This is a genomic window from Tolumonas osonensis (assembly GCF_014202415.1).
GTDB classification, from domain to species: domain Bacteria; phylum Pseudomonadota; class Gammaproteobacteria; order Enterobacterales; family Aeromonadaceae; genus Tolumonas; species Tolumonas osonensis.
Genome location: NZ_JACHGR010000001.1, coordinates 415,525 through 435,084, shown reverse-complemented (window position 1 = coordinate 435,084; position 19,560 = coordinate 415,525). Strand labels below are relative to the sequence as shown.

Below are 19,560 nucleotides of genomic sequence, written 5' to 3'. Positions count from 1 at the left end.
TCACATGGATCGCTTACAAGCATTATTTCAGGGACTGGGCATCATGAGCCTGACCGGTGGTCAGGCGGTGATGCTCGTGATCAGCTTACTGCTGCTATGGCTGGCTATCGTCAAGAAGTTCGAGCCTTTACTGCTGATGCCTATTGGTTTCGGTGGTTTGCTGGCCAACATTCCGGACGCAGGGTTGGCCTATTCCGCACTGGAAATGGCGTTATACCGGGCACAACCGGATGTGATTGCCGCTATTGCTGACAAGGTCGGCAGTCTGCCGGACGCTGCGGCTATCAAAGCGGCATTACCGACAGTGTCGCCGGCAATTATGCATAGCATTGAACAGCTGGTATCCAACTTCGGTTACAGTGATGGTGTGCAATATACCTTTTACAAGGTCGCGATTGCCTCAGGTGTTGCGCCGCTGGTGATCTTTATGGGGGTTGGCGCGATGACCGATTTTGGTCCGCTGCTGGCCAACCCGCGTACCTTGTTACTGGGCGCTGCGGCTCAGTTTGGTATTTTCTCGACCATTATCGGCGCATTGTTACTGAATATGCTGGGGGTCATCAGCTTTACGCTACCACAGGCGGCGGCTATCGGTATCATCGGTGGTGCGGACGGTCCGACCGCGATCTATCTTTCCAGTATTCTGGCGCCGGAACTGCTGGGAGCGATTGCGGTTGCCGCCTATTCCTACATGGCACTGGTTCCGTTGATCCAGCCGCCGATCATGCGTGCGCTGACCACAGAGCAAGAGCGTCAGATCGTCATGACCCAGTTACGTGTCGTCTCAAAGCGGGAGAAAATCATGTTCCCGGTGACTCTGCTGTTGCTGGTGGCATTGATTCTGCCGGATGCGGCACCGCTGCTGGGGATGTTCTGCTTTGGTAACCTGATGCGTGAATGTGGTGTGGTGGAACGCCTGAGTGACACGGTTCAGAATGCGCTGATCAACATTGTGACCATCTTCCTGGGTCTGTCGGTTGGTTCAAAGCTGATGGCGGATAAGTTCCTGCAACCGCAAACGCTGGGGATTCTGGTCCTTGGGGTCATTGCATTTGGTATCGGTACAGCCAGTGGCGTACTGATGGCCAAATTGATGAACGTTTTCAGCAAGAACAAAATCAATCCACTGATCGGTTCTGCGGGTGTCTCGGCGGTACCGATGGCGGCGCGTGTGTCTAACAAACTGGGTCTGGAAGCCAATCACCAAAACTTCCTGCTGATGCATGCGATGGGCCCGAACGTTGCGGGTGTTATCGGGTCGGCAATCGCTGCCGGCGTCATGATTAAATATATCCTTGCTATGTAATAAAAAGGAGTGGCTGTAAAGCCACTCTTTATTTTTTTGTTTTGTGGAAATAAAAAGCATATAAGTTTCTTTATCTTATTTCGTATTTATAACACTGTTTGTTTATTCAGAATAAATACGAGAACAAGACAAATGAAACTGTTAAGTTTTATCCGTCCCGATGGCAGCAAGAGTTATGGCCTGTTTCAGGGGGATGGTGTCATAGATTTAGGGCTGAGATTAAGCTTTAAATTCCGGAATATTAAAGAGCTGTTAAAAGCGGAAGCCTTAACGCTTGCGGAAAAATTTATCGGCGAGCCGGTTGATTATCAGGTGGATGAAATTAAATTTCTGCCTGTCGTGGAGACGCCGAATAAAATACTTTGTGTCGGCATGAATTATCAGGCCAAACGACAGGAGTTTGATGAACATAATGACGCACCGACACTGTTCGTGCGATTTCCTGATTCACAGACCGGTCACGACTGCTATTTGTTAAAACCCGATATCAGTAATGAATTTGATTATGAAGGTGAGCTTGCGGTTATTATCGGAAAAGCCGGCAAGCATATCACCCGTGAAAACGCACTGGATTATATTGCCGGGTATAGTTGTTATATGGATGGCTCAGTCCGCGACTGGCAGCATAGCTGGTTCACTGCGGGTAAAAACTGGCCGGAGACGGGCGCTTTCGGCCCCTGGCTGGTCACCTGTGATGAAATAGCCAACCCTAATGAATTGGATATACGAACTTATTTAAATGCACAATTAGTGCAGGATGATAATACCGGGAATATGGTTCGTTCCGTTGTCGAGCTGATTGAATATATCAGCACCTTTGCCATTTTATCACCGGGCGATGTCATTATTACCGGATCGCCGGGTGGTGTTGGCAAAAAAAGAACGCCTCCTTTGTTTTTAAAAGAGGGGGATATTGTTGAAGTTGAAATTGAAAAAATAGGCCGTTTACGAAATCAGATAATCAGTGAAAGTAAATTGCTCTGACCGTGTTCCATGAGGGATACCTGCAGGATGATTATTTCTCCGTCGTCATCCTGCAGGCTTTTTTTATCCGGCTTTGCGATAAATCCGTTCCGGACGGCCCACTTTTCCATGTACGACCTCCGCATGCAGATAGGTGAGTGCGGCACAGTGTTCCAGATAACGGCGGGCGGTCGTTTTACTAATACCGATCAACTCGCCTAATGATTCTGCGGTGTGGAAGGTGTCACCTGACATAAAGGCTTCTTTTACTTTTTCCAATGTCAGTTCATCAATGCCTTTCGGCAAATTACGATAAGTCAGTTCCCGGGCCTGAAGGTTAAACATCTCATCCACATGACGCTGGCTGACATTATCACTGGCATTGATTGAACTGCGGTAGCGCAGATAACGCTGTAACGTATCCTGCAGACGGTCATAACCAATCGGTTTTAGCAGATAATCAAAAGCGCCGCAGCGTACGGCTTCACGCACGGTTTCAATATCACTGGCCGCGGTAATAAAGATCACATCCGGTGCCTGTTTTTCGGCCAGCAAATCGCGCATCACTTCGATGCCCAGTCCATCCGGCAAAAAATTATCCAGCAGGATCAGGTCGGGTTTCAGTACACGAATCATACGCCGGGCTTCAGCCTGGGTACTGGCAATACCAACAGGCTTAAACCGGGGATGCTGGTGAATGAATTGCGAATGCAATTCGGCGATGCGTAATTCATCCTCGACAATCAGCACGTCGAATTTATTCATAAGCAGGTCCTTTTAACGGTATAAACAGAGAAATGATGGCACCAACCGGATCGGCCTCATCAATGATGATGTAGCCGCCAGCATGTCTGACATAGCGGTTAATCAAATACATTCCATAACCGTGCCCATCTTCTTTTTTTGTTGTAACACCGCGCTCAAACAGTGTGTCTGCGACAGCAGGGGCAATCCCTGTCCCATTGTCTGCCACCTCAATAACCAGTTCGTCACCGGCATCGGTCAGCAGGAGCGTGATTTTTTTGGAACTTGCCGGATTCTTCAACGTCGCTTCATACGCGTTATCCAGCAAGTTGCCCAGAATGGTGGTCAATGCATCGGTGTCGAGTGCATCGGGTAATGCCTTGCGCATTTCACAGCCCGGATCCAGGATCAGTTCTAGGCCTAGTTCCTGCGCGCGGATATATTTGCTGAGCAGCAGACCGGCGACCCGGTTGTTGTTAAAGCGGGTAATGAAAAAATCGACCAGTTGCTGTTGCTGTGTTGTTTCCTTGCGGATGGTTTTTAATGCATCCTCGTAGGCGCCCAGTTGTATCAACCCGGCAACGGTAGACAGTTTATTCGCGTATTCATGGCGCATGACCCGCAGGTTTTCCGCATGTTGCTGAACCTGAGATAACTGGAGGGAAAGCGTATTGATATCATCCTTACGCCGGAAACTGATCACCCAGCCTAAGGCTTTACCGTCTAGCAGGCAGGGTACCCGGCTGGCAATGACGTAGTCACCGTTCAGGGAGAGAATTTCATCTTTCACCGCATGTTGTGCGGTTTGCTGTGATCCCGGAATAAAGAAATCACTAGGTGTGATTAGTGCGTTGATGGGGGTGCCGTGAAGTTGTTCTGTGTTGCTGCTGATCCCCAGTATCCGGCGTGCATTCTGATTGATGGAATAAATCAGACCTTCATGGTCAATGGCGACAACACCTTCATAGACAGATTCCAGAATGGCGGACTCCATCCGCAGGGAAAGCGCTATCTCATCCGGTTCCATATTCAGCATCTGTTTTTTGATATGGCGCGAAAAGAAGTAAGCGGCCACAATGGCACTCAGCAGCATGATGGCCAGCATCGCCATGACGGGACTGAGATAAAGATTGCGCCAAGATGCGATACTGTTCAGCAGATAGCCCACCGAGACGATGCCGATCACATCCCCTTTTCTGTTCAGTACCGGCGCCTTGCCCCGCATACCAAAGCCCAGCGTGCCTTTACTCAGTGAAACATAAGATTTCTTGTTGATTAGCGCGAGGGTATTGTCATCACCCACCATCGGGAAGCCGACTTTGCCCGGATCGGGGTGCGCGATGCGTATGCCTTTGGCATCGCCGACGACAATAAAGCTGGCATCAGAATAAAATGTCTGCAGCTCATCGACGTAGGCTTTGATTTCATCATAATTATGCGTCTCTATCCCTTCAATGATGGTCGGGCGGGTCGCAATCTGCCGGGCCTGCATCAGCGCTCTGTTACCGACTTCTTTATCCAGAATATCCGCGATGCGGTGATGCACAAAAACACCAATAACCAGCAGTTGCAGGCCGATTACCAGTATAAGCAACAAAAACAGACGGTTTTGAAAAGTCATGCTGGTGGCATAAGGCTTCAGCAAGGGTTTTAAGCGCATTTTATTCGTAAAGATTTGAATCGGGCGGCCATTATAAGGGTTGATTGCCTGCATTCCGTGACTCTCTTCGCAGGCAATCGCAAAAACCAATTAACGCATTAAATATGATAAAAACCATAAAAACCACGGTTATTGCTCAGATTGCCCGGCTTCTGCCTGATCCTTACCGATATGCAGCAGTAACGTTCGCAGCAAGTCAGCCAGTTGCTGTTGCTGCTCCCGATCCAGCGAGCTTAACAACCGCTGTTCATTGGCGACATGCGCGGTCATGGTTTCATTGATCAGCGCCAGTCCTTTTTTGCTCAGGGAGACCAGCATGCTGCGGCGATCTTCCGGTGAGGGTTCGCGGTAAATAAGACCACGGGCTTCCAGTTTATCCAGTCGGTTGGTCATGGCGCCGGAGGAGAGCAGCAGCGAGGTATAGAGTGCGGTCGGGCTTAAGGTGTAAGGTTCGCCACTGCGACGCAGCGCGACCAGGACATCGAATTCCGGCTGGGTCAGTCCGAACTGCAGGTGCACCTGTTCGATGGCCTTGCCGGCGATGGCATTCAGGCGCCACAAGCGGCCAAAAATACTCATTGCCAGCAGATCCAGCTCCGGACGTTCGTGTTGCCACTGACTGAGAATGCGATCGACATGATCCGTTTGCATTGTTTACCTCCTTTTTATCTTCACATAAAGATAGTTGACGGAAAGGGCAAAAACAAGCCAAAATATCTCCATGTAAAGATTCTTTGTGTTGAGACATATATGCCGCCCATTCTCGTGGCACTGACGCCGATCCTGTGGGGAACGACCTACTTTATTACCGGGAAATACCTCGCGGAATGGCCCGCCCTGTGGCTGTCGGTGATGCGGGCGATCCCGCCGGGATTGTTATTACTGGCCATCCGTCCGGCCAAAGTGCCGTGGCGGCAGGTGCCGTATCTGCTCCTGATCAGCTTTCTGTATATCGGTGGATTTTTCCCGTTATTGTTTGTGTCCGCACTGTATCTGCCAGGATCGGTGGCCGGTACATTAGCGGCGACATTGCCGCTGCTGCTGCTGGGACTGCAGTGGCTGTTCTTGCATAAGCGTCCCTCCCGTCAGGCGCTGATCTGTGCGCTGCTGGGCTTGGGCGGCATTATCCTGCTGCTGGGTCCGGGCGCTGAACTGAACTGGATCGGAGTCGGCGCCGCACTGACATCGACGCTGCTGATTGGCGTCTGCAGTTTATTGTTACAGCAGCGTCCCTGGCATGGCGAGCTGATCAGCTTTACCGGCTGGCAGTTGCTGCTCGGCGGGCTGATGATTCTGCCACTGGCTGTCTGGATGGAGGGAAGCATGCCCATTCCGGCAGGGGATGACTGGTTTGGTCTGGCGTGGCTGATTTTACTGAACTCGGCGCTGGCCTACGTGCTCTGGCTGTGGGGCATGGCCAATATCCCCCTGAATCGTCTGGGACTGATGACATTGCTGAATCCGCTGACGGCGGTACTGGCGGGAAGCATACTGATGCATGAGGCGCTCAATCACTGGCAGTGGCTGGGTGTGCTGATCGTATTTGCCTCTCTCCTGCTGGAATTATGGCTGCGGCCAAAACGCGCTCGGGCTGCCGCGTAGCTCCGTGCGCCGATTAGTAAGGCAGACTGCGAAATCAGTCTGCCAAACCTGCCTTTATTTGAACATACTGTCGCCGCTTTGATCGATAAACAGCTCGGCTTTACGCACCATCCACTGACAGGCCTCTTCTTTGGAAGGCAGCAGATCAGAACGGATGAAGGTATGGGTCTTCGTCTCGCCGTTAATTTCTTTGCAGATCCGGCCGGCCAGACGGTACTGACTGCCTTCCTCCATCGGTTCGGCATAAATCAGATAACCTTTATATTCCACCGGTTCGACGGGGGCGACGGTTTTTTCTGCGCCGGAAAACAGGGATTTAAATAATTTACCGAACATGGCAACGCTCCTTTTTTCGCTATTCTGACCATAACTGATAGCGACTGCAAGCCGGCATACTGCGCGGATTCTTGTCACTTTGTCTGCTTTGTGACGCAGCGATGATCTCTAACTCCTTGTTATCTCTATAAACCATTCCGGCATCTTTCTTGATGGGATCGGATAAAACGATCGCAGGACAGACGGATGCGCACAGAATTAGACTGGTCAGACTATCAGGACCGCGGTATGGGCGATGCCTATGCCGATATTCCCAGGGCGGGCGGGGATTTTGCCAAAGCCGTGGCGGTTTGTATCCGCAGTGGCGTGTGTGAACAACATGGCCGGGGTGTGATGTGTCCGAGCTTCCGGATAACAGAAAAACCGCTGCTTTCTCCGGGCGGACGGGTGCAGTTGCTGAAACGGGCACTGAATAGTGATGCTGAGGCGCTGACGTCTGATCGGGAACTGGCCGAAGCGATGGATCTCTGTGTGGCCTGCAAAGGCTGCAAGCGGGAATGCGAAAACAATGTCGATATGGCGCAGATCAAGATCGAATATCTGGCGCAGCAACTGAAAAACCAGCCTCTGCTCTGGCGCAGTCGCCTGTTTGCCTATTCCCCCCTGTGGCTGAATCGTTATGCGTGGTTAGGCAAACTGATCCACTGGCGCAATCGCTCGCCCTTGCTGGCGCAGTGGGGAGAGCGGTTACTGGGCATTGCGGCGAAAGTCCCGTTGCCGGAGGTTGCGCTACATCCTTTTGCACCGGCAGAATGCAGTTTTGCGCCGTTAGTAGCGCATCCGTCTGGTGAAGCCCGTACCGTGGTACTCTGGCTGGACAGCTTTTCCACGCTGTTTGCACCGCAACAGGCGGAAGACGCACTGCATTTACTGCGGCTGGCCGGGTTCACGGTGCATGTGATCCACCCGTTATCGGTCAAAGGCGAGGTGCTCGACAGCGGCCGTTCCCTGCTGACCTTCGGACTGGTCAATGAGACTCGTTCGCTGGCAAAACAGTTACTGACGGTATTGTCACCGTATGTGGAGCAAGGTCTGGCGGTCGTGGGTCTGGAACCATCCAGCTTACTGATGCTGCGTGATGAATATAAAACGCTGGGGTTAGGGCAACCGGCGGTTACACTGGCAAAACAGGCCATGCTGCTGGAAGAATTTATTGCCGCCGAACTGACGCGGGGTGGTTTCCGGGTGCCATTTCAGGCCGGTAAAATCACGCAGCCTGTGCTGATCCACGGTCATTGTCATCAGAAAGCGATTGGTGCGATGAAATCGGTGCGGCGGGTGTTGAAAACGGTGCCCGGGCTGGAGTTCAGTTTTATTGAGTCATCCTGCTGTGGCATGGCAGGTACGTTTGGGCTGGAGGCTGAACACGTTGACTACTCGCACCAGATGGCGCAGCAATCACTGGTGCCGGCTTTGCAGGCAGCGCCGGATGCGCTGGTGGTCTGTAACGGTTTTGGCTGTGCGCACCAGATCAAAGTTACCGCCGGACGACATCCCCTGCATTTAGCGACGCTGCTGCGGCAGGCGCTGGCGCAAGAGCCGGAATAACCGGATCAGACCGGACAGCGTTCTGTCCGGCTGCCGGAAATCCTTATTGCTGCTGCAGATACTGATACAGTTTTTCCGTATCCTTTTTACTGCACAGTTTGGTGCCGAGATTCATGGTGGCGGCGGTGCCGGCGGCGACACCGAAACGCACCATATCCGCCAGCGGCGCATCTTCGGCCAGTTTTAGCACCATGGCGCCAACCATACTGTCACCAGCGCCGACCGTGCTGCGTTTGATGACCGGCGGTGGTACCACCTGAATGCATTGTTCCGCATCTACCGCCAGCGCACCCTGTGGACCCAGCGAGACCACAATACGTTTCGCGGCGCCCTGACTAATCAGTGCCCGGGCCGCATTCACTACCTGATCGGGCTGTTCCAGTGATTGCCCGGTCAGCTCGGCCAGTTCGGACTGGTTGGGTTTTAACAGTTCCAAACCACCAAAGGCAACGGCGGCTTTCAGTGCCTCGCCGGAGCTGTCGACGATAGTGCGCAGCCCATGTTGCCGGGCACATTGCAGCAGTTCCGTCACGGCGACAGTGGTCATATTCGGCGGCAAACTGCCACTCAGCACCAGTAATGTACCGGCCGGTAATTGCGCGATTTTCGCCAGCAACTGCTGCCATTCATCGTCATGCAATGCCGCACCCGGCATGACAAAGCGGAACTGTTCACCGGTGGCGTCGGATACCACATGCAGGTTCTGCCGGGTCCAGTCATGGGTCTGCAGGGCATCCACGGTAACCCCTTCCTGCTGCAGCAGCTCCACCAGATGGGCGCCGGTCGGGCCACCGGAGGGGAGTAGGGCGGTAGCCTGTCCGCCGAGGTGCGTGATGGCGCGGGCGACGTTGATACCGCCACCACCGGGTTCAAACACCGGCGTCAGACAGCGCAGTTTTCCTTCCGGATATACTTTTGCGGTGCTGGTCGCGGTGTCCAGTGACGGAGTCAGCGTCAGAGTAACAATCAGTGGCATAAAAGCCTCCTCAGGTTCGAAGCTGGTTAACGAAGTCCTGTCATTAGTTATGGTGTCCCGGCAGAAAGTATACAAGTGCATCCACCGCTTTTTTCGTCGACTTTGCGACAGATAACCTGCAGATCTCCTGGTCCGGACTACAGCCTCCGGAACTCTTATATACTTATAAATAGGACGACTGATTTTACGGGGGTGACGATGTCTGGCATCAAAGCGCCTGTATTGCAGTGGCTCCGCAGCTGTTTTTCCGGCAAAGGTTTTCCCTGGTTCGCGCTGGTCTGCATGCTGACCGCGACCACCGGCTTATGGCAATACGCGGAAATCACGCTGATTAACCAGTCACTGGATCGCTTTCACTCCCGGGTGGAAAAACAAAAAACCGGTATTGTGAACCGGCTGCAGGATTACATTCAGGCTCTGCATGCGACGGCCGGACTGTTTGCCACCGCCGATGAGGTCACCCGGGCCAGCTGGCATGACTATGTCAGTACGCTGAAACCGGAACGATATCTGGCCGGTAGCCGAGGCTTAGGCATTCAGGATCCGCTCGGCAAGGTGGTATTCATTGAACCACCAGGTGATCATCTGAACGCCGATCCAGTGCTGCGTATGGCCATGGAGCAGGCCCGCGACAGTGGTCAGATCACGCTGTCACGCCGGATAACCTCCGGACTGACGACCGATGCCCTGGAACCAGCGAATTTTGTGCTGTATTTGGCTATTTATCAGCAGCATGAGCCCGTCGATACGATACCAGCCCGGCGCCGGGCATTGCTCGGTTTTGCCTATATCCCGTTCCGGGCTGCGGAATTCATGCAAAGTGTTCTGGCGGAACAGGTTAATCGTGATGTGGTCATTGAGTTATTTGACGGGAAACCCGTCCGGGAAAATCTACTGTATTCCTCCACATCAAGTGATCCGGCGACCCGCTACGCCACAGAACGAGAACTCGCGATCGATGGCCATATCTGGACACTTCATTTTCGCAGCACACCGGAATTTGAGGAAAGTACCATCAGCTGGTTACCTGCAATCATCCGCTTCGGCGGCATGGCGCTGGATCTGCTCTTGTTTGTTGTGCTGTTTATTAATAGCAATCGTCTGCGCACGATCCGTGAACTGACGGTCAGGCTGGAGCTGACTGACGAGAATTTTAACCGGCTGGAAGAGCATCTTTCTGGCGCGGTATTCCGGGTCAAACCGGAATTCCCATGGCAGGTACAATATATCGGGCATGGCATTGAAGCGCTGACCGGCATCCCGCAGGAGCGTTTCCTGACGAAAGCGTTATCCCTGGATCAGGTGATCCATCCGGATGATCAGGCCCGGTTTACGGCGGCGGTGACTGAGGCGAAAACCCGGCCGGCCGCCTTCGATGTCACACTCCGGATCAAGCGTGATGACGGCCGGATCCTGTGGAGCAACCTACGGGGCCGCGTTCTTTATGATGAATCCGGCACACCGCTGTGGCTGGAAGGGGTGATGTTTGATATCAGCCGCTTCAGATAACTACCGCTTATGGGCAAATACCCACTGGTTTCCCTTCCGCTTAAGTCTGAGCGATTTGCCATTGATCAGCAGATACATACTTTTTGCATGCTGGGGAATATCGAACAACCGGGGACCATGTTCCGGGGAAAACCAGACCAGTCCCGACGCGTGGGTAAATGTATCGGCCACTTCATATCTGCCGGCAAACCGTTCCGAGCGCAGACAATGAATGGAGGCATTGCCGGAGACGCAGTTTGCCTCTGCCGGGGAGGTCAGCGGTGTCCCTATAACCAGCACCGGCGAGACGGAAATCACGGTGAAGTGATAGGGAAACTGATGCTTGCAGCGATCACTCTTGCTGACCGGCCATGCCTTCGCCTCTTTGGTTTTCGCCAGCGTTTCATCCAGCAGGCCGACCAGTCCGGTCTGCGGGCGGGCAGGGGAACATGTTTGCCCCGGCAGTGATGGTTGCTTCAGGGTACTCTGAGCACTGTTTTTTGCTGCATCAGGTTCGAAACGGGTACAACCGGATAAGGCCAGACCGGAGCAAAGCAGCGTGGCCAGCAGAAAACGACAGGCATGTCTCGCCGGCACCGCACCGGCCGGTTTTGCAAACAGTGGAGTCTTCATCTACATCTACTACAGTCAGAAATGAGCGGCATGATAGCTCACTTTTTCGGATCGCGCGGAAAAGAAAACCGCCGGCAGTTTCCCGTCCGGCGGTTTTTTTCCCTGAACTGGTGCCAGGTGGGCTATCAGAGATGTTTCACCCGGCGTTTTACTTCTTCCTGTTTACCTGCGTTGAACGGACGGGCATCCGGACTGCCGAGGTAGCCGCAGACACGACGGGTCACCGATACCTTGGTCGAGTCGTGGTTGCCGCATTTCGGGCAGGTGAAACCTTTGCTGGTACACTCGAACTCACCGGTAAAACCACATTCGTAACACTCATCGATCGGGGTGTTGGTACCGTAGTAAGGCACCCGGTCGTAGCTGTAATCCCAGACATTTTCCAGCGCTTCCAGATTGTGCTGAATGTTAGGATATTCACCGTAGCAGATGAAACCACCGTTCGCGATAGGCGGATAAGCCATCTCGAAATCGATCTTCGCGTAAGGATCTACCTTCTTCTCCACATCCAGGTGGAAACTGTTGGTGTAATAGCCTTTATCGGTTACACCGTCACGCATACCAAAGGTTTTGGTATCCAGGTGGCAGAAACGGTTGCACAGGTTTTCGCTTGGTGTGCTGTACAGGCTGAAACCGTAGCCGGTTTCCTGTTTCCAGGCATCAACCGCATCACGCAGTTTCTGCACGATTGCCACCGCTTTCTGACGCAGCACTTCATCATCGAATACGTGTTTCTGATTGCCATACAGCGCATTGATGGTTTCATGCACGCCGATATAGCCCAGCGAAATAGAGGCGCGGCCATTTTTGAAGATCTGAGAAACATCATCATCAGCTTTCAGACGAACGCCACAGGCACCTTCCATATACAGGATCGGCGCTACCCGCGCTTTCACGCCATTCAGACGCTCGATACGTGCCATCAGAGCCTTTTTGCACAGACGCAGACGACTATCCAGCAGGTCGAAGAAATGGGCTTCGTCACGGGCTTCCAGTGCGATACGAGGCAGGTTCAGACTGACTACACCCAGGTTGTTACGGCCTTCGTGATACTGTTTACCGTTCTCTTCGTAAACACCCAAGAAGCTGCGGCAGCCCATCGGCGTTTTGAACGAACCGGTCACTTTTACGACCTGATCGTAGTTCAGAATATCCGGATACATCCGCTTGCTGGCACATTCCAGCGCCAGTTGCTTGATATCGTAGTTCGGGTCGGTTTTCTTGTGATTGATGCCGTCACGGATCGCAAACACCAGTTTCGGGAACACGGCTGTCTTGTGGTTCTTACCCAGACCGGCAATACGGTTCTGCAGGATCGACTTCTGGATCAGGCGGGATTCCCAGCTTTCACCCAGGCCAAAACCGAAGGTCACAAACGGTGTCTGACCATTGGCGGTATGCAGCGTGTTGACTTCATATTCCAGTGACTGGAAGGCGTCATAACACTCTTTTTCGGTACGCGCATGCGCATAGCCTTCCACGTCCGCAATCGACCACTCTTCCGCAACCTTGCGGTGTTTTTCGAAACTCTGGGTCACGTACGGTGCCAGAACTTCATCAATGCGGTTGATGGTGGTACCGCCATAGATATGGCTGGCAACCTGAGCGATGATCTGAGCCGTTACCGCCGTCGCGGTAGAGATTGATTTCGGGGTATCAATTTCTGCATTACCCATTTTGAAACCATGGGTCAGCATGCCTTCGATATCAATCAGCATACAGTTGAACATCGGGAAGAACGGCGAATAGTCGAGATCATGGAAATGGATCTCGCCACTTTCATGTGCCTGCACGACGTCACGCGGCAGCATATGCTGTTTGGCGTAGTGTTTGGCAACGATACCGGCCAGCAGGTCGCGCTGGGTCGGGATCACCTTGCTGTCTTTGTTGGCGTTTTCGTTCAGCAGCTCGGCATTGGTCTGATGGATCAGTCCCTGGATCTCTTTATTCAAACGGCCTTGTTTTTCACGCGCTAAATCACGGTCGTGGCGATATTCAATGTAGGCACGCGCCAGCTTCTTGTGCGGACCTTCCATCAACAGGTTTTCGACCAGCGTCTGTACTTCACTGATATCGACTTCATCACGTCCGGCTAACTGTGACGCGATCTGACCAGCTACTGAGGCGCAATACGCGTCGTCTCTTACGTTTACGGCTTCAGCGGCTTTTGCCACCGCCTGCCATATGCGTGAGCCATCAAACGATACGCGGCATCCGTCGCGTTTGATTACCAGCGGTTTTGCTTGCATTTCTTAGCCCTCGTGCTAATCCGACATTGTGTGTCGTTGTGGTGGTACTACTATATATAGTTCAAGTTGGAGCGAATTTAACTATATATTGCGATTTTCTGCAGAAAGATAGTTGGTATTTTTTTGATCTAAAACAGGGAATCGCAAGATTTGGATAGCGCTTCATCAGTGAAAAAAAGTGTTCTTTGTGTGACAGAATCACTTGAAAATCCTGTAGCCCTTGCCAGATAAGGGCTGCAGAAAAAGCAATGTATTTTAGTAAAATAAAGGAGCCACATTATGTGGCTCCCGGAGATGTAAACAAGCTGTTACGCCGCTACCCGGATATAAAATCAGGGCAGTTGCGGACCGGCGGCAATCAGGCGTTTACCCTGTTCATTGTCAGTGTATTGCACAAAGTTTTTGATGAAACGCTGCGCCAGATCTTCCGCTTTACGTTGCCATTCTGCCGGATCCGTGTACGTGTCCCGAGGATCCAGGATCTGCGGATTTACGCCCGGCAGATCAATCGGCATTGCCAGGTTAAAGATCGGCAAGGTTTTCATCGGTGCCTTATCAATGGAGCCGTCCAGGATGGCATCAATAATGGCGCGGGTATCATGGATCGAGATACGTTTGCCGGTGCCGTTCCAGCCGGTATTGACCAGATAGCAGTCAGCACCAGAGGCTTCCATGCGTTTTACCAGCACTTCACTGTACTGGGTCGGATGCAGCGTCAGGAACGCCTTGCCGAAGCAGGCCGAGAACGTCGGTGTCGGTTCGGTGACTCCGCGTTCTGTCCCGGCCAGTTTGGCGGTAAAGCCTGCCAGGAAGTGATACTGAGTCTGGTCATGCGTTAGTTTGGAGACCGGTGGCAATACCCCGAAGGCGTCGGCGGTCAGGAAGATCACTTTTTTCGCCGGACCGGCTTTCGATACCGGTTTGACAATATTATCAATGTGATAGATCGGATAGGATACCCGAGTATTTTCCGTGATTGAGCCGTCATCAAAATCGACATTGCCTTCGGCATCCACGGTCACGTTTTCCAGCAGGGCATCACGACGGATGGCATTATAGATATCCGGCTCGGCTTCTTTGCTCAGCTTGATGGTTTTTGCATAGCAGCCGCCTTCAAAGTTGAAGACACCGTCATCGTCCCAGCCATGTTCGTCATCACCGATCAGCAGGCGTTTCGGATCCGCAGACAGCGTGGTTTTGCCGGTACCGGACAAACCAAAGAAGATAGCCACATCACCGTCTTTACCGACGTTGGCAGAGCAGTGCATGGAGGCAATACCACGCAGCGGCAGCAGGTAGTTCATGACAGAGAACAGCCCTTTCTTCATTTCGCCGCCATACCAGGTGCCACCGATGACCTGCATTTTTTCTGTCAGGTTGAAGGCGACAAAGTTTTCCGAATTCAGACCCTGTTCTTTCCAGTTCGGATTCACGGTTTCCGCGCCGTTCAGCACCACGAAATCAGGCTCAAAACCCACCAGCTCTTCTTCGCTGGGGCGGATAAACATATTTTTGGCAAAGTGAGCCTGCCAGGCGACTTCGGTAATAATGCGCACCGCGAGGCGGCTGTCAGGATTGGCGCCGCAGAAACCGTCAATGACAAACAGACGTTTTCCGGAAAGTTCTTCTGCTACCAGTTTTTTCAGTTCAGACCAGATCGCCGGTGTGATTGGTTTGTTGTCATTTTTGCCACCCTCAGACCACCAGACGGTGTCGCGGGTCGTATCATCCATGACCAGGTATTTGTCTTTCGGGGAACGGCCGGTAAAAATGCCGGTTTTGACGTTAATGGCACCTAATTTGGTGACAACACCGCGTTCATAGCCAACCAGATCCGGATTCAGTTCTTCTTCATATAACTGATCATAAGAGGGATTACGGACGATTTCTTTTACGTTAACAATACCATAGCGTTCAAGGTCTAAACGGGCAGTAGTCATAATAGTGCTCCTGTATGTGACCAATTAAGGGAGTCGGTACAACTGGATTCAGTTTAGGAGCTTCTGGCGTGATTTATAGCGGCGACTTCAAATAATGAGGATAAGCTTACAGTTTTTACGGATTAAGTTTGTTTTGCGATCATGGCAACAGAACGTAGCCATTTGAGATGGCAGAATACGCCGTTAAGACAAGTCAGAGAACCACCAGTTAACAGCTAAATCTGCTAACTGGTGGTTTTTATTCGATATTATATTTTAGTGCAGTTTGTGCGGCGCTTCCGGCGGCGTCAGCTGATCATTGAAGAGTACGGCGACATCACTGGCGGAAAAATGATATTCCGTACCGCAGTAATCGCAGTCCATTCTGATTTCGTCGTGTTCTTCCAGTAATGAGTCCACTTCGCTTTTTCCTAACTGCAGCAGTGCCGCTTCACAACGGGCGCGCGAACAGGTACAGACAAAACTGACATCCTGCGGTTCAAACAGACGCACTTCTTCCTGATGGTATAAGCGATACAGGACTTCTCCGGCCGGCAGATCCAGCAGTTCTTCACTTTTGATGGTGTCTGTCAGCGTGACCACATGCTCATAATCCAGCGCATGCTGTTCGCTGTTGCTGTTTGGCATCGCCTGAATCAGCATCCCGGCGGCCTTCGGCTGTTCTTCGTGCTGTTCCGTTTTCAGCCAGATGCGGGTTGGTAACTGTTCCGACTGGGCAAAATAGCTTTCCAGACACGCGGCCAGGGTATCGCCATCCAGCGCGACAATCCCCTGATAGCGTTCGCCTTCGTTCGGGATCACGGTGATCATCATATGACCTTTGCCAATCAGTTCATGCAGACCGGCATTTTCGGCAATCACACCTTCGTAGCGGGCCACACCACGCAATTGTTGCTGATGATCACCATTAATGACCGCAAAACGTACCGGGCCATCGCCCTGCAGTTGAACGGTAATGGAACCTTCAAATTTCAGCGTCGCGGTCAGCAGACTGGTAGCAACCAGCAGCTCGCTCAGTAAACGCTGGATCGCCAGCGGATAATGATGGCCGCCCAGCATATCCTTGGTGGTCTGGTTCAGCTGTACCAGCTCGCCACGGACTTCATAATTTTCAAAAATAAAACGATGCAGTTGATCCGGAGTTTGGCTCATATCAGATATTCTCAATGTTAAATTCGGAACGACGCCGGAGCATCACTCACCCTGTTTAAAGCGCAGCAGATCGCGTCGCTGTTTCTTATCCGGCTTACTGTCGGGGTGTGGCGCATATAATGCGTTCAGCCGGTGCGCTTCGGCATTACGTTCACGTTTCTTAATGCTTTCTTCTGTTTCGGCATACAGTAATTGTGCCTGGAGTGCAGATAACCGCTGGACACTCAGCGCCAGCACCCGCACTTCTTTGTCGTCATATCCCTGACGGATCCGGAGCATAGCGCCGATTTCAACCAGCTTCCCGGGCTTGGACCGCTGGCCGTTGTAATGCACCTTACCACCTTCGACCATGCTGCGCGCCAGTGCCCGTGTTTTGTAAAAACGGGCGGCCCAGAGCCACTTATCAAGGCGGACTTCACTGTTGTCAGTTGCTTCCGGCATAACATTCCTCCGGGATAATGGTGATGATCAGTTTACCAGATGCAAATATCAAGGCGAACAACTGACATTGTTCTATCCTCAAACTGCTGAAAATTTGATATACTAGCCAGCCTGCTTGTGTTACCCACGTAATACACCCCGGATTAATGATGGCTGTGGCCATCGTGTTTTTCTTGTTCTGAATGGAGGGAACAATGGCTTTCGCTGCCAACAAGCGCTCCGTCATGACCCTGTTCTCCGGCAATGACATGTTTAGTCACCAGGTGCGTATCGTCCTGGCCGAGAAAGGTGTGACCTTTGATATCTGCATGGTGGATGTAAATAATCTGCCGGAAGAATTGCTGGAGTTAAACCCGTATAACTCTGTGCCCACTCTGGTTGATCGTGATCTGGTGCTCTACACCTCCCGCATCATCATGGAATATCTGGACGAGCGTTTCCCACATCCGCCGCTGATGCCGGTTTATCCGGTCGCCCGTGGTAACTGCCGTCTGATGATGCACCGTATCGAACTGGACTGGTATTCCCTGGCAGACAAGATCCTGAACAATGCACCGGATGCAGAAGTGGCCCGGAAACAACTGCGTGAAAATCTGCAGGCGATGGCGCCACTGTTCCAGGAATATCCTTATTTCATGAACGAAGAGTTCAGCCAGGTAGACTGCTACATGGCGCCGTTGCTGTGGCGTCTGCCGGTAATGGGTATTGAATTCACCGGTAAAGGTGCAAAAGAGCTGAAAGCCTATATGAGCCGCTTGTTTGAGCGTGAATCATTCCAGGCTTCGCTGACCGATATCGAACGTGAAATGCGTAGCGGACAACTGTAATGGCACCGAACATGACGCCCAGTCGCCCGTATCTGTTGCGGGCATTCTATGAATGGTTGCTTGATAACGGGATGACACCCCATCTGCTGGTGGACGCAAAAGCCAAAATGGTACAAGTGCCGCAGCAGTACGCGCGGGACGGGCAGATTGTTCTGAATATTGCTCCGCAGGCTGTGGTGGCATTCACCATGGACAATGAGGCGATCAGCTTTAATGCCCGGTTTGGTGGTGTTCCGCATCAGCTTTACATTCCGATGGCAGCTGTGCTGGCGATCCATTCCCGTGAAAACGGTGCCGGCACGTTCTTCCCGCCGGAACCGGCTTATGCGGCCTGGACAGAGGCTGATGCAGCCGCTGACCCAAAAACCGCGGATGCAGAAGCAAAGCCGAAGGCTGATGAGACTGCCGCAACGTCCCGTCCGGATGGTCGGCCGACGTTACGTGTCGTCAAGTAACGCGAGACAAAAAAGGGAATCTGATGATTCCCTTTTTTCTTGATGCTATCGGCTACAGCCGGTTTACTGCTGTACGTACTCAAAAACCCGGATCACTTTGGACACGCCGGAAACGTTACGGGCAATTTCTACCGCCAGCTCACCTTCATCCCGGGTTACCAGTCCCATCAGAAATACCTGACTGTCTTCTGTGATGACCTTGATATTGCTGCTATCAAAGTTTTTCTCTGCAATCAGCCGGGTCCGGACTTTTGAGGTGATCCAGCTGTCATTGGTACGGATATCATAGCCAATCGGTTCGCCAACCTTGATTTCGTTATACACCTTGCGCACACCATTCTGACGTTCTGCCATGGCGCGCACTTCATCGCTGTGTTTGCGATAAGGGGTTTGTCCGACCAGCAATACAATGCCGTTGTGGCTGTTTATCGAAATGTGGCTGATCCGTGAGATATCGGTGCGTTCAGACAGCTCATGCCGGGTATTTAATTCGATCTTTTGATCATCCATCTGCGCAGTTACCGTGCGCCGGTCTTTTGCCACCATGACACCGGTAGTGGCGCCGCCAGCCAGCAGTACGCCGACACAGCCTTGCAGCAGTAATAAACTGGCCAGTGATAACGGGAGCAGTTTACGCAACATAACAATTCCTCAATGGTTATTGGGGGAACAAGGTCTGGTCAATCAGATCGCTCAGACAATTCAGGACCAGCAGATGTACTTCCAGAATGCGGGAAAAGCGGGCGGAAGGACAACGGATTTCGACATCGCTCGGGCCGAGCAGACCGGCGAGTTCACCACCGTTGCCGGTATTCAGGATCACCATCGTCATATCGCGGGATAATGCCGCTTCTGCCGCATGAATCAGTTCCTGATTGTTTTCTTCGGTTGTGATCAGCAACAGAATGTCACCCTGCTGGCCAAGCGCCCGGATCTGATGCGCGTAGACATCCGCGAATTTACCGTAATGACTGAGCGAACTCATCAGATTGCCGTCACAGGTCAGCGCGATGGCCGGCAGCGATGGCCGGGCTGTTTCAAAACGGCTCATCAGATGCGAGACGAACAGCTGGGCCAGGGCACCGGAGGCGCCGTTGCCACAGGCCAGGATCTTGTTACCGTTCAGCAGACAAATCGCCAGCATCTGCGCGGCCGTCTGAATGCTTTCGGAAAGCACTTCGGCGGCCGCTATTTTTGTCTGAATACTCTCGGTAAAGTTTTCTCTGATCCGATCCAAACC

General features: G+C 52.4%; 20 protein-coding genes. 7 read left to right on the top strand and 13 right to left on the bottom strand.

Going from position 1 to position 19,560, the window contains the following annotated elements; all coding sequences use genetic code 11:
• Positions 1-4: 4 nt before the first annotated feature.
• A complete protein-coding gene (locus tag HNR75_RS01965) occupies positions 5-1,306 on the top strand; it encodes a sodium ion-translocating decarboxylase subunit beta (RefSeq protein WP_188025324.1) in 1,302 nt (433 codons plus the stop codon).
• 9 nt (positions 1,307-1,315) lie between these two features.
• Positions 1,316-2,290 (top strand): fumarylacetoacetate hydrolase family protein, encoded by a 975-nt coding sequence (locus tag HNR75_RS01960; protein WP_343043232.1) that lies wholly within the window; start codon positions 1,316-1,318, stop codon positions 2,288-2,290.
• Positions 2,291-2,353: 63 nt separating this feature from the next.
• Here HNR75_RS01960 and HNR75_RS01955 read toward each other — a convergent pair whose 3' ends face one another.
• The 3 genes from HNR75_RS01955 to HNR75_RS01945 all read right to left on the bottom strand — a co-directional run bounded on the left by HNR75_RS01955 (position 2,354) and on the right by HNR75_RS01945 (position 5,324).
• Positions 2,354-3,034: a response regulator gene (locus tag HNR75_RS01955; RefSeq protein WP_188025323.1), complete on the bottom strand. Its 681-nt coding sequence runs from the start codon at positions 3,032-3,034 to the stop codon at positions 2,354-2,356.
• Positions 3,027-4,727, bottom strand: coding sequence for an ATP-binding protein (locus HNR75_RS01950; RefSeq protein WP_223157720.1), 1,701 nt, complete (start codon positions 4,725-4,727; stop codon positions 3,027-3,029). Before HNR75_RS01950 ends, HNR75_RS01955 begins: the two co-directional genes overlap by 8 nt.
• Positions 4,728-4,802: 75 nt before the next feature.
• Entirely contained in the window at positions 4,803-5,324 is a 522-nt protein-coding gene (locus HNR75_RS01945) for a MarR family winged helix-turn-helix transcriptional regulator (protein WP_188025322.1), read from the bottom strand.
• Between the two features lie 99 nt (positions 5,325-5,423).
• Here HNR75_RS01945 and HNR75_RS01940 point away from each other — a divergent pair, with 99 nt between their 5' ends.
• Positions 5,424-6,275: a DMT family transporter gene (locus HNR75_RS01940; protein WP_188025321.1), complete on the top strand. Its 852-nt coding sequence runs from the start codon at positions 5,424-5,426 to the stop codon at positions 6,273-6,275.
• 54 nt (positions 6,276-6,329) lie between these two features.
• Here HNR75_RS01940 and HNR75_RS01935 read toward each other — a convergent pair whose 3' ends face one another.
• On the bottom strand, positions 6,330-6,611 hold the full coding sequence (locus HNR75_RS01935) for an HlyU family transcriptional regulator (RefSeq protein ID WP_188025320.1): 282 nt from the start codon (positions 6,609-6,611) through the stop codon (positions 6,330-6,332).
• Positions 6,612-6,797: 186 nt separating this feature from the next.
• Here HNR75_RS01935 and HNR75_RS01930 point away from each other — a divergent pair, with 186 nt between their 5' ends.
• Entirely contained in the window at positions 6,798-8,159 is a 1,362-nt protein-coding gene (locus HNR75_RS01930) for a (Fe-S)-binding protein (protein ID WP_188025319.1), read from the top strand.
• 43 nt (positions 8,160-8,202) lie between these two features.
• Here the strand turns inward: HNR75_RS01930 and pfkB are convergent, their stop codons facing one another.
• A complete protein-coding gene (pfkB, locus tag HNR75_RS01925; RefSeq protein ID WP_188025318.1) occupies positions 8,203-9,135 on the bottom strand; it encodes a 6-phosphofructokinase II in 933 nt (310 codons plus the stop codon).
• Positions 9,136-9,333: 198 nt separating this feature from the next.
• On the opposite strand from pfkB, the gene HNR75_RS01920 reads away from it, so the two are divergent.
• The gene (locus HNR75_RS01920; protein ID WP_188025317.1) at positions 9,334-10,644 is read left to right on the top strand and encodes a CHASE domain-containing protein; all 1,311 of its coding nucleotides are present in this window, start codon (positions 9,334-9,336) and stop codon (positions 10,642-10,644) included.
• Here the strand turns inward: HNR75_RS01920 and HNR75_RS01915 are convergent, their stop codons facing one another.
• From HNR75_RS01915 to HNR75_RS01890, 6 genes are all read right to left on the bottom strand, one after another.
• A complete protein-coding gene (locus tag HNR75_RS01915; protein ID WP_188025316.1) occupies positions 10,645-11,256 on the bottom strand; it encodes a hypothetical protein in 612 nt (203 codons plus the stop codon).
• Positions 11,257-11,381: 125 nt separating this feature from the next.
• Positions 11,382-13,505: an anaerobic ribonucleoside-triphosphate reductase gene (gene nrdD / locus HNR75_RS01910; RefSeq protein WP_188025315.1), complete on the bottom strand. Its 2,124-nt coding sequence runs from the start codon at positions 13,503-13,505 to the stop codon at positions 11,382-11,384.
• A gap of 332 nt (positions 13,506-13,837) precedes the next feature.
• Complete coding sequence (pckA, locus tag HNR75_RS01905) at positions 13,838-15,445, bottom strand: phosphoenolpyruvate carboxykinase (ATP) (protein ID WP_188025314.1); 1,608 nt, start codon at positions 15,443-15,445, stop codon at positions 13,838-13,840.
• A 255-nt stretch (positions 15,446-15,700) separates the two neighbouring features.
• Positions 15,701-16,597 (bottom strand): Hsp33 family molecular chaperone HslO, encoded by an 897-nt coding sequence (hslO, locus tag HNR75_RS01900; protein ID WP_188025313.1) that lies wholly within the window; start codon positions 16,595-16,597, stop codon positions 15,701-15,703.
• Positions 16,598-16,639: 42 nt separating this feature from the next.
• On the bottom strand, positions 16,640-17,038 hold the full coding sequence (gene hslR, locus HNR75_RS01895) for a ribosome-associated heat shock protein Hsp15 (protein WP_188025312.1): 399 nt from the start codon (positions 17,036-17,038) through the stop codon (positions 16,640-16,642).
• Complete coding sequence (locus HNR75_RS01890) at positions 17,022-17,249, bottom strand: hypothetical protein (protein WP_188025311.1); 228 nt, start codon at positions 17,247-17,249, stop codon at positions 17,022-17,024. The genes hslR and HNR75_RS01890 overlap by 17 nt, the downstream gene beginning before the upstream one ends.
• On the opposite strand from HNR75_RS01890, the gene sspA reads away from it, so the two are divergent.
• Positions 17,233-17,865 carry a stringent starvation protein SspA gene (gene sspA / locus HNR75_RS01885; RefSeq protein WP_188025310.1) on the top strand — a complete coding sequence of 211 codons (633 nt, stop codon included), beginning with the start codon at positions 17,233-17,235 and terminating at the stop codon, positions 17,863-17,865. The genes HNR75_RS01890 and sspA overlap by 17 nt on opposite strands.
• Before the next feature lie 11 nt (positions 17,866-17,876).
• Complete coding sequence (locus HNR75_RS01880) at positions 17,877-18,320, top strand: ClpXP protease specificity-enhancing factor (RefSeq protein WP_188025309.1); 444 nt, start codon at positions 17,877-17,879, stop codon at positions 18,318-18,320.
• A 63-nt stretch (positions 18,321-18,383) separates the two neighbouring features.
• Here HNR75_RS01880 and dolP read toward each other — a convergent pair whose 3' ends face one another.
• Both dolP and HNR75_RS01870 read right to left on the bottom strand, forming a co-directional pair.
• Positions 18,384-18,962: a division/outer membrane stress-associated lipid-binding lipoprotein gene (gene dolP, locus HNR75_RS01875; RefSeq protein ID WP_188025308.1), complete on the bottom strand. Its 579-nt coding sequence runs from the start codon at positions 18,960-18,962 to the stop codon at positions 18,384-18,386.
• Positions 18,963-18,978: 16 nt separating this feature from the next.
• Positions 18,979-19,557 carry an SIS domain-containing protein gene (locus tag HNR75_RS01870; RefSeq protein ID WP_188025307.1) on the bottom strand — a complete coding sequence of 193 codons (579 nt, stop codon included), beginning with the start codon at positions 19,555-19,557 and terminating at the stop codon, positions 18,979-18,981.
• Positions 19,558-19,560: the final 3 nt, after the last annotated feature.

What these genes read in the sequence shown, in the direction of transcription:
- HNR75_RS01965 (WP_188025324.1), top strand. Translation starts at nt 5, where the DNA reads ATGGATCGCTTACAAGCATTATTTCAGGGACTGGGCATCATGAGCCTG.
- HNR75_RS01955 (WP_188025323.1), bottom strand. Translation starts at nt 3,034, where the DNA reads ATGAATAAATTCGACGTGCTGATTGTCGAGGATGAATTACGCATCGCC.
- HNR75_RS01950 (WP_223157720.1), bottom strand. Translation starts at nt 4,727, where the DNA reads ATGCAGGCAATCAACCCTTATAATGGCCGCCCGATTCAAATCTTTACG.
- HNR75_RS01945 (WP_188025322.1), bottom strand. Translation starts at nt 5,324, where the DNA reads ATGCAAACGGATCATGTCGATCGCATTCTCAGTCAGTGGCAACACGAA.
- HNR75_RS01940 (WP_188025321.1), top strand. Translation starts at nt 5,424, where the DNA reads ATGCCGCCCATTCTCGTGGCACTGACGCCGATCCTGTGGGGAACGACC.
- HNR75_RS01935 (WP_188025320.1), bottom strand. Translation starts at nt 6,611, where the DNA reads ATGTTCGGTAAATTATTTAAATCCCTGTTTTCCGGCGCAGAAAAAACC.
- HNR75_RS01930 (WP_188025319.1), top strand. Translation starts at nt 6,798, where the DNA reads ATGCGCACAGAATTAGACTGGTCAGACTATCAGGACCGCGGTATGGGC.
- pfkB (WP_188025318.1), bottom strand. Translation starts at nt 9,135, where the DNA reads ATGCCACTGATTGTTACTCTGACGCTGACTCCGTCACTGGACACCGCG.
- HNR75_RS01920 (WP_188025317.1), top strand. Translation starts at nt 9,334, where the DNA reads ATGTCTGGCATCAAAGCGCCTGTATTGCAGTGGCTCCGCAGCTGTTTT.
- HNR75_RS01915 (WP_188025316.1), bottom strand. Translation starts at nt 11,256, where the DNA reads ATGAAGACTCCACTGTTTGCAAAACCGGCCGGTGCGGTGCCGGCGAGA.
- nrdD (WP_188025315.1), bottom strand. Translation starts at nt 13,505, where the DNA reads ATGCAAGCAAAACCGCTGGTAATCAAACGCGACGGATGCCGCGTATCG.
- pckA (WP_188025314.1), bottom strand. Translation starts at nt 15,445, where the DNA reads ATGACTACTGCCCGTTTAGACCTTGAACGCTATGGTATTGTTAACGTA.
- hslO (WP_188025313.1), bottom strand. Translation starts at nt 16,597, where the DNA reads ATGAGCCAAACTCCGGATCAACTGCATCGTTTTATTTTTGAAAATTAT.
- hslR (WP_188025312.1), bottom strand. Translation starts at nt 17,038, where the DNA reads ATGCCGGAAGCAACTGACAACAGTGAAGTCCGCCTTGATAAGTGGCTC.
- sspA (WP_188025310.1), top strand. Translation starts at nt 17,233, where the DNA reads ATGGCTTTCGCTGCCAACAAGCGCTCCGTCATGACCCTGTTCTCCGGC.
- HNR75_RS01880 (WP_188025309.1), top strand. Translation starts at nt 17,877, where the DNA reads ATGACGCCCAGTCGCCCGTATCTGTTGCGGGCATTCTATGAATGGTTG.
- dolP (WP_188025308.1), bottom strand. Translation starts at nt 18,962, where the DNA reads ATGTTGCGTAAACTGCTCCCGTTATCACTGGCCAGTTTATTACTGCTG.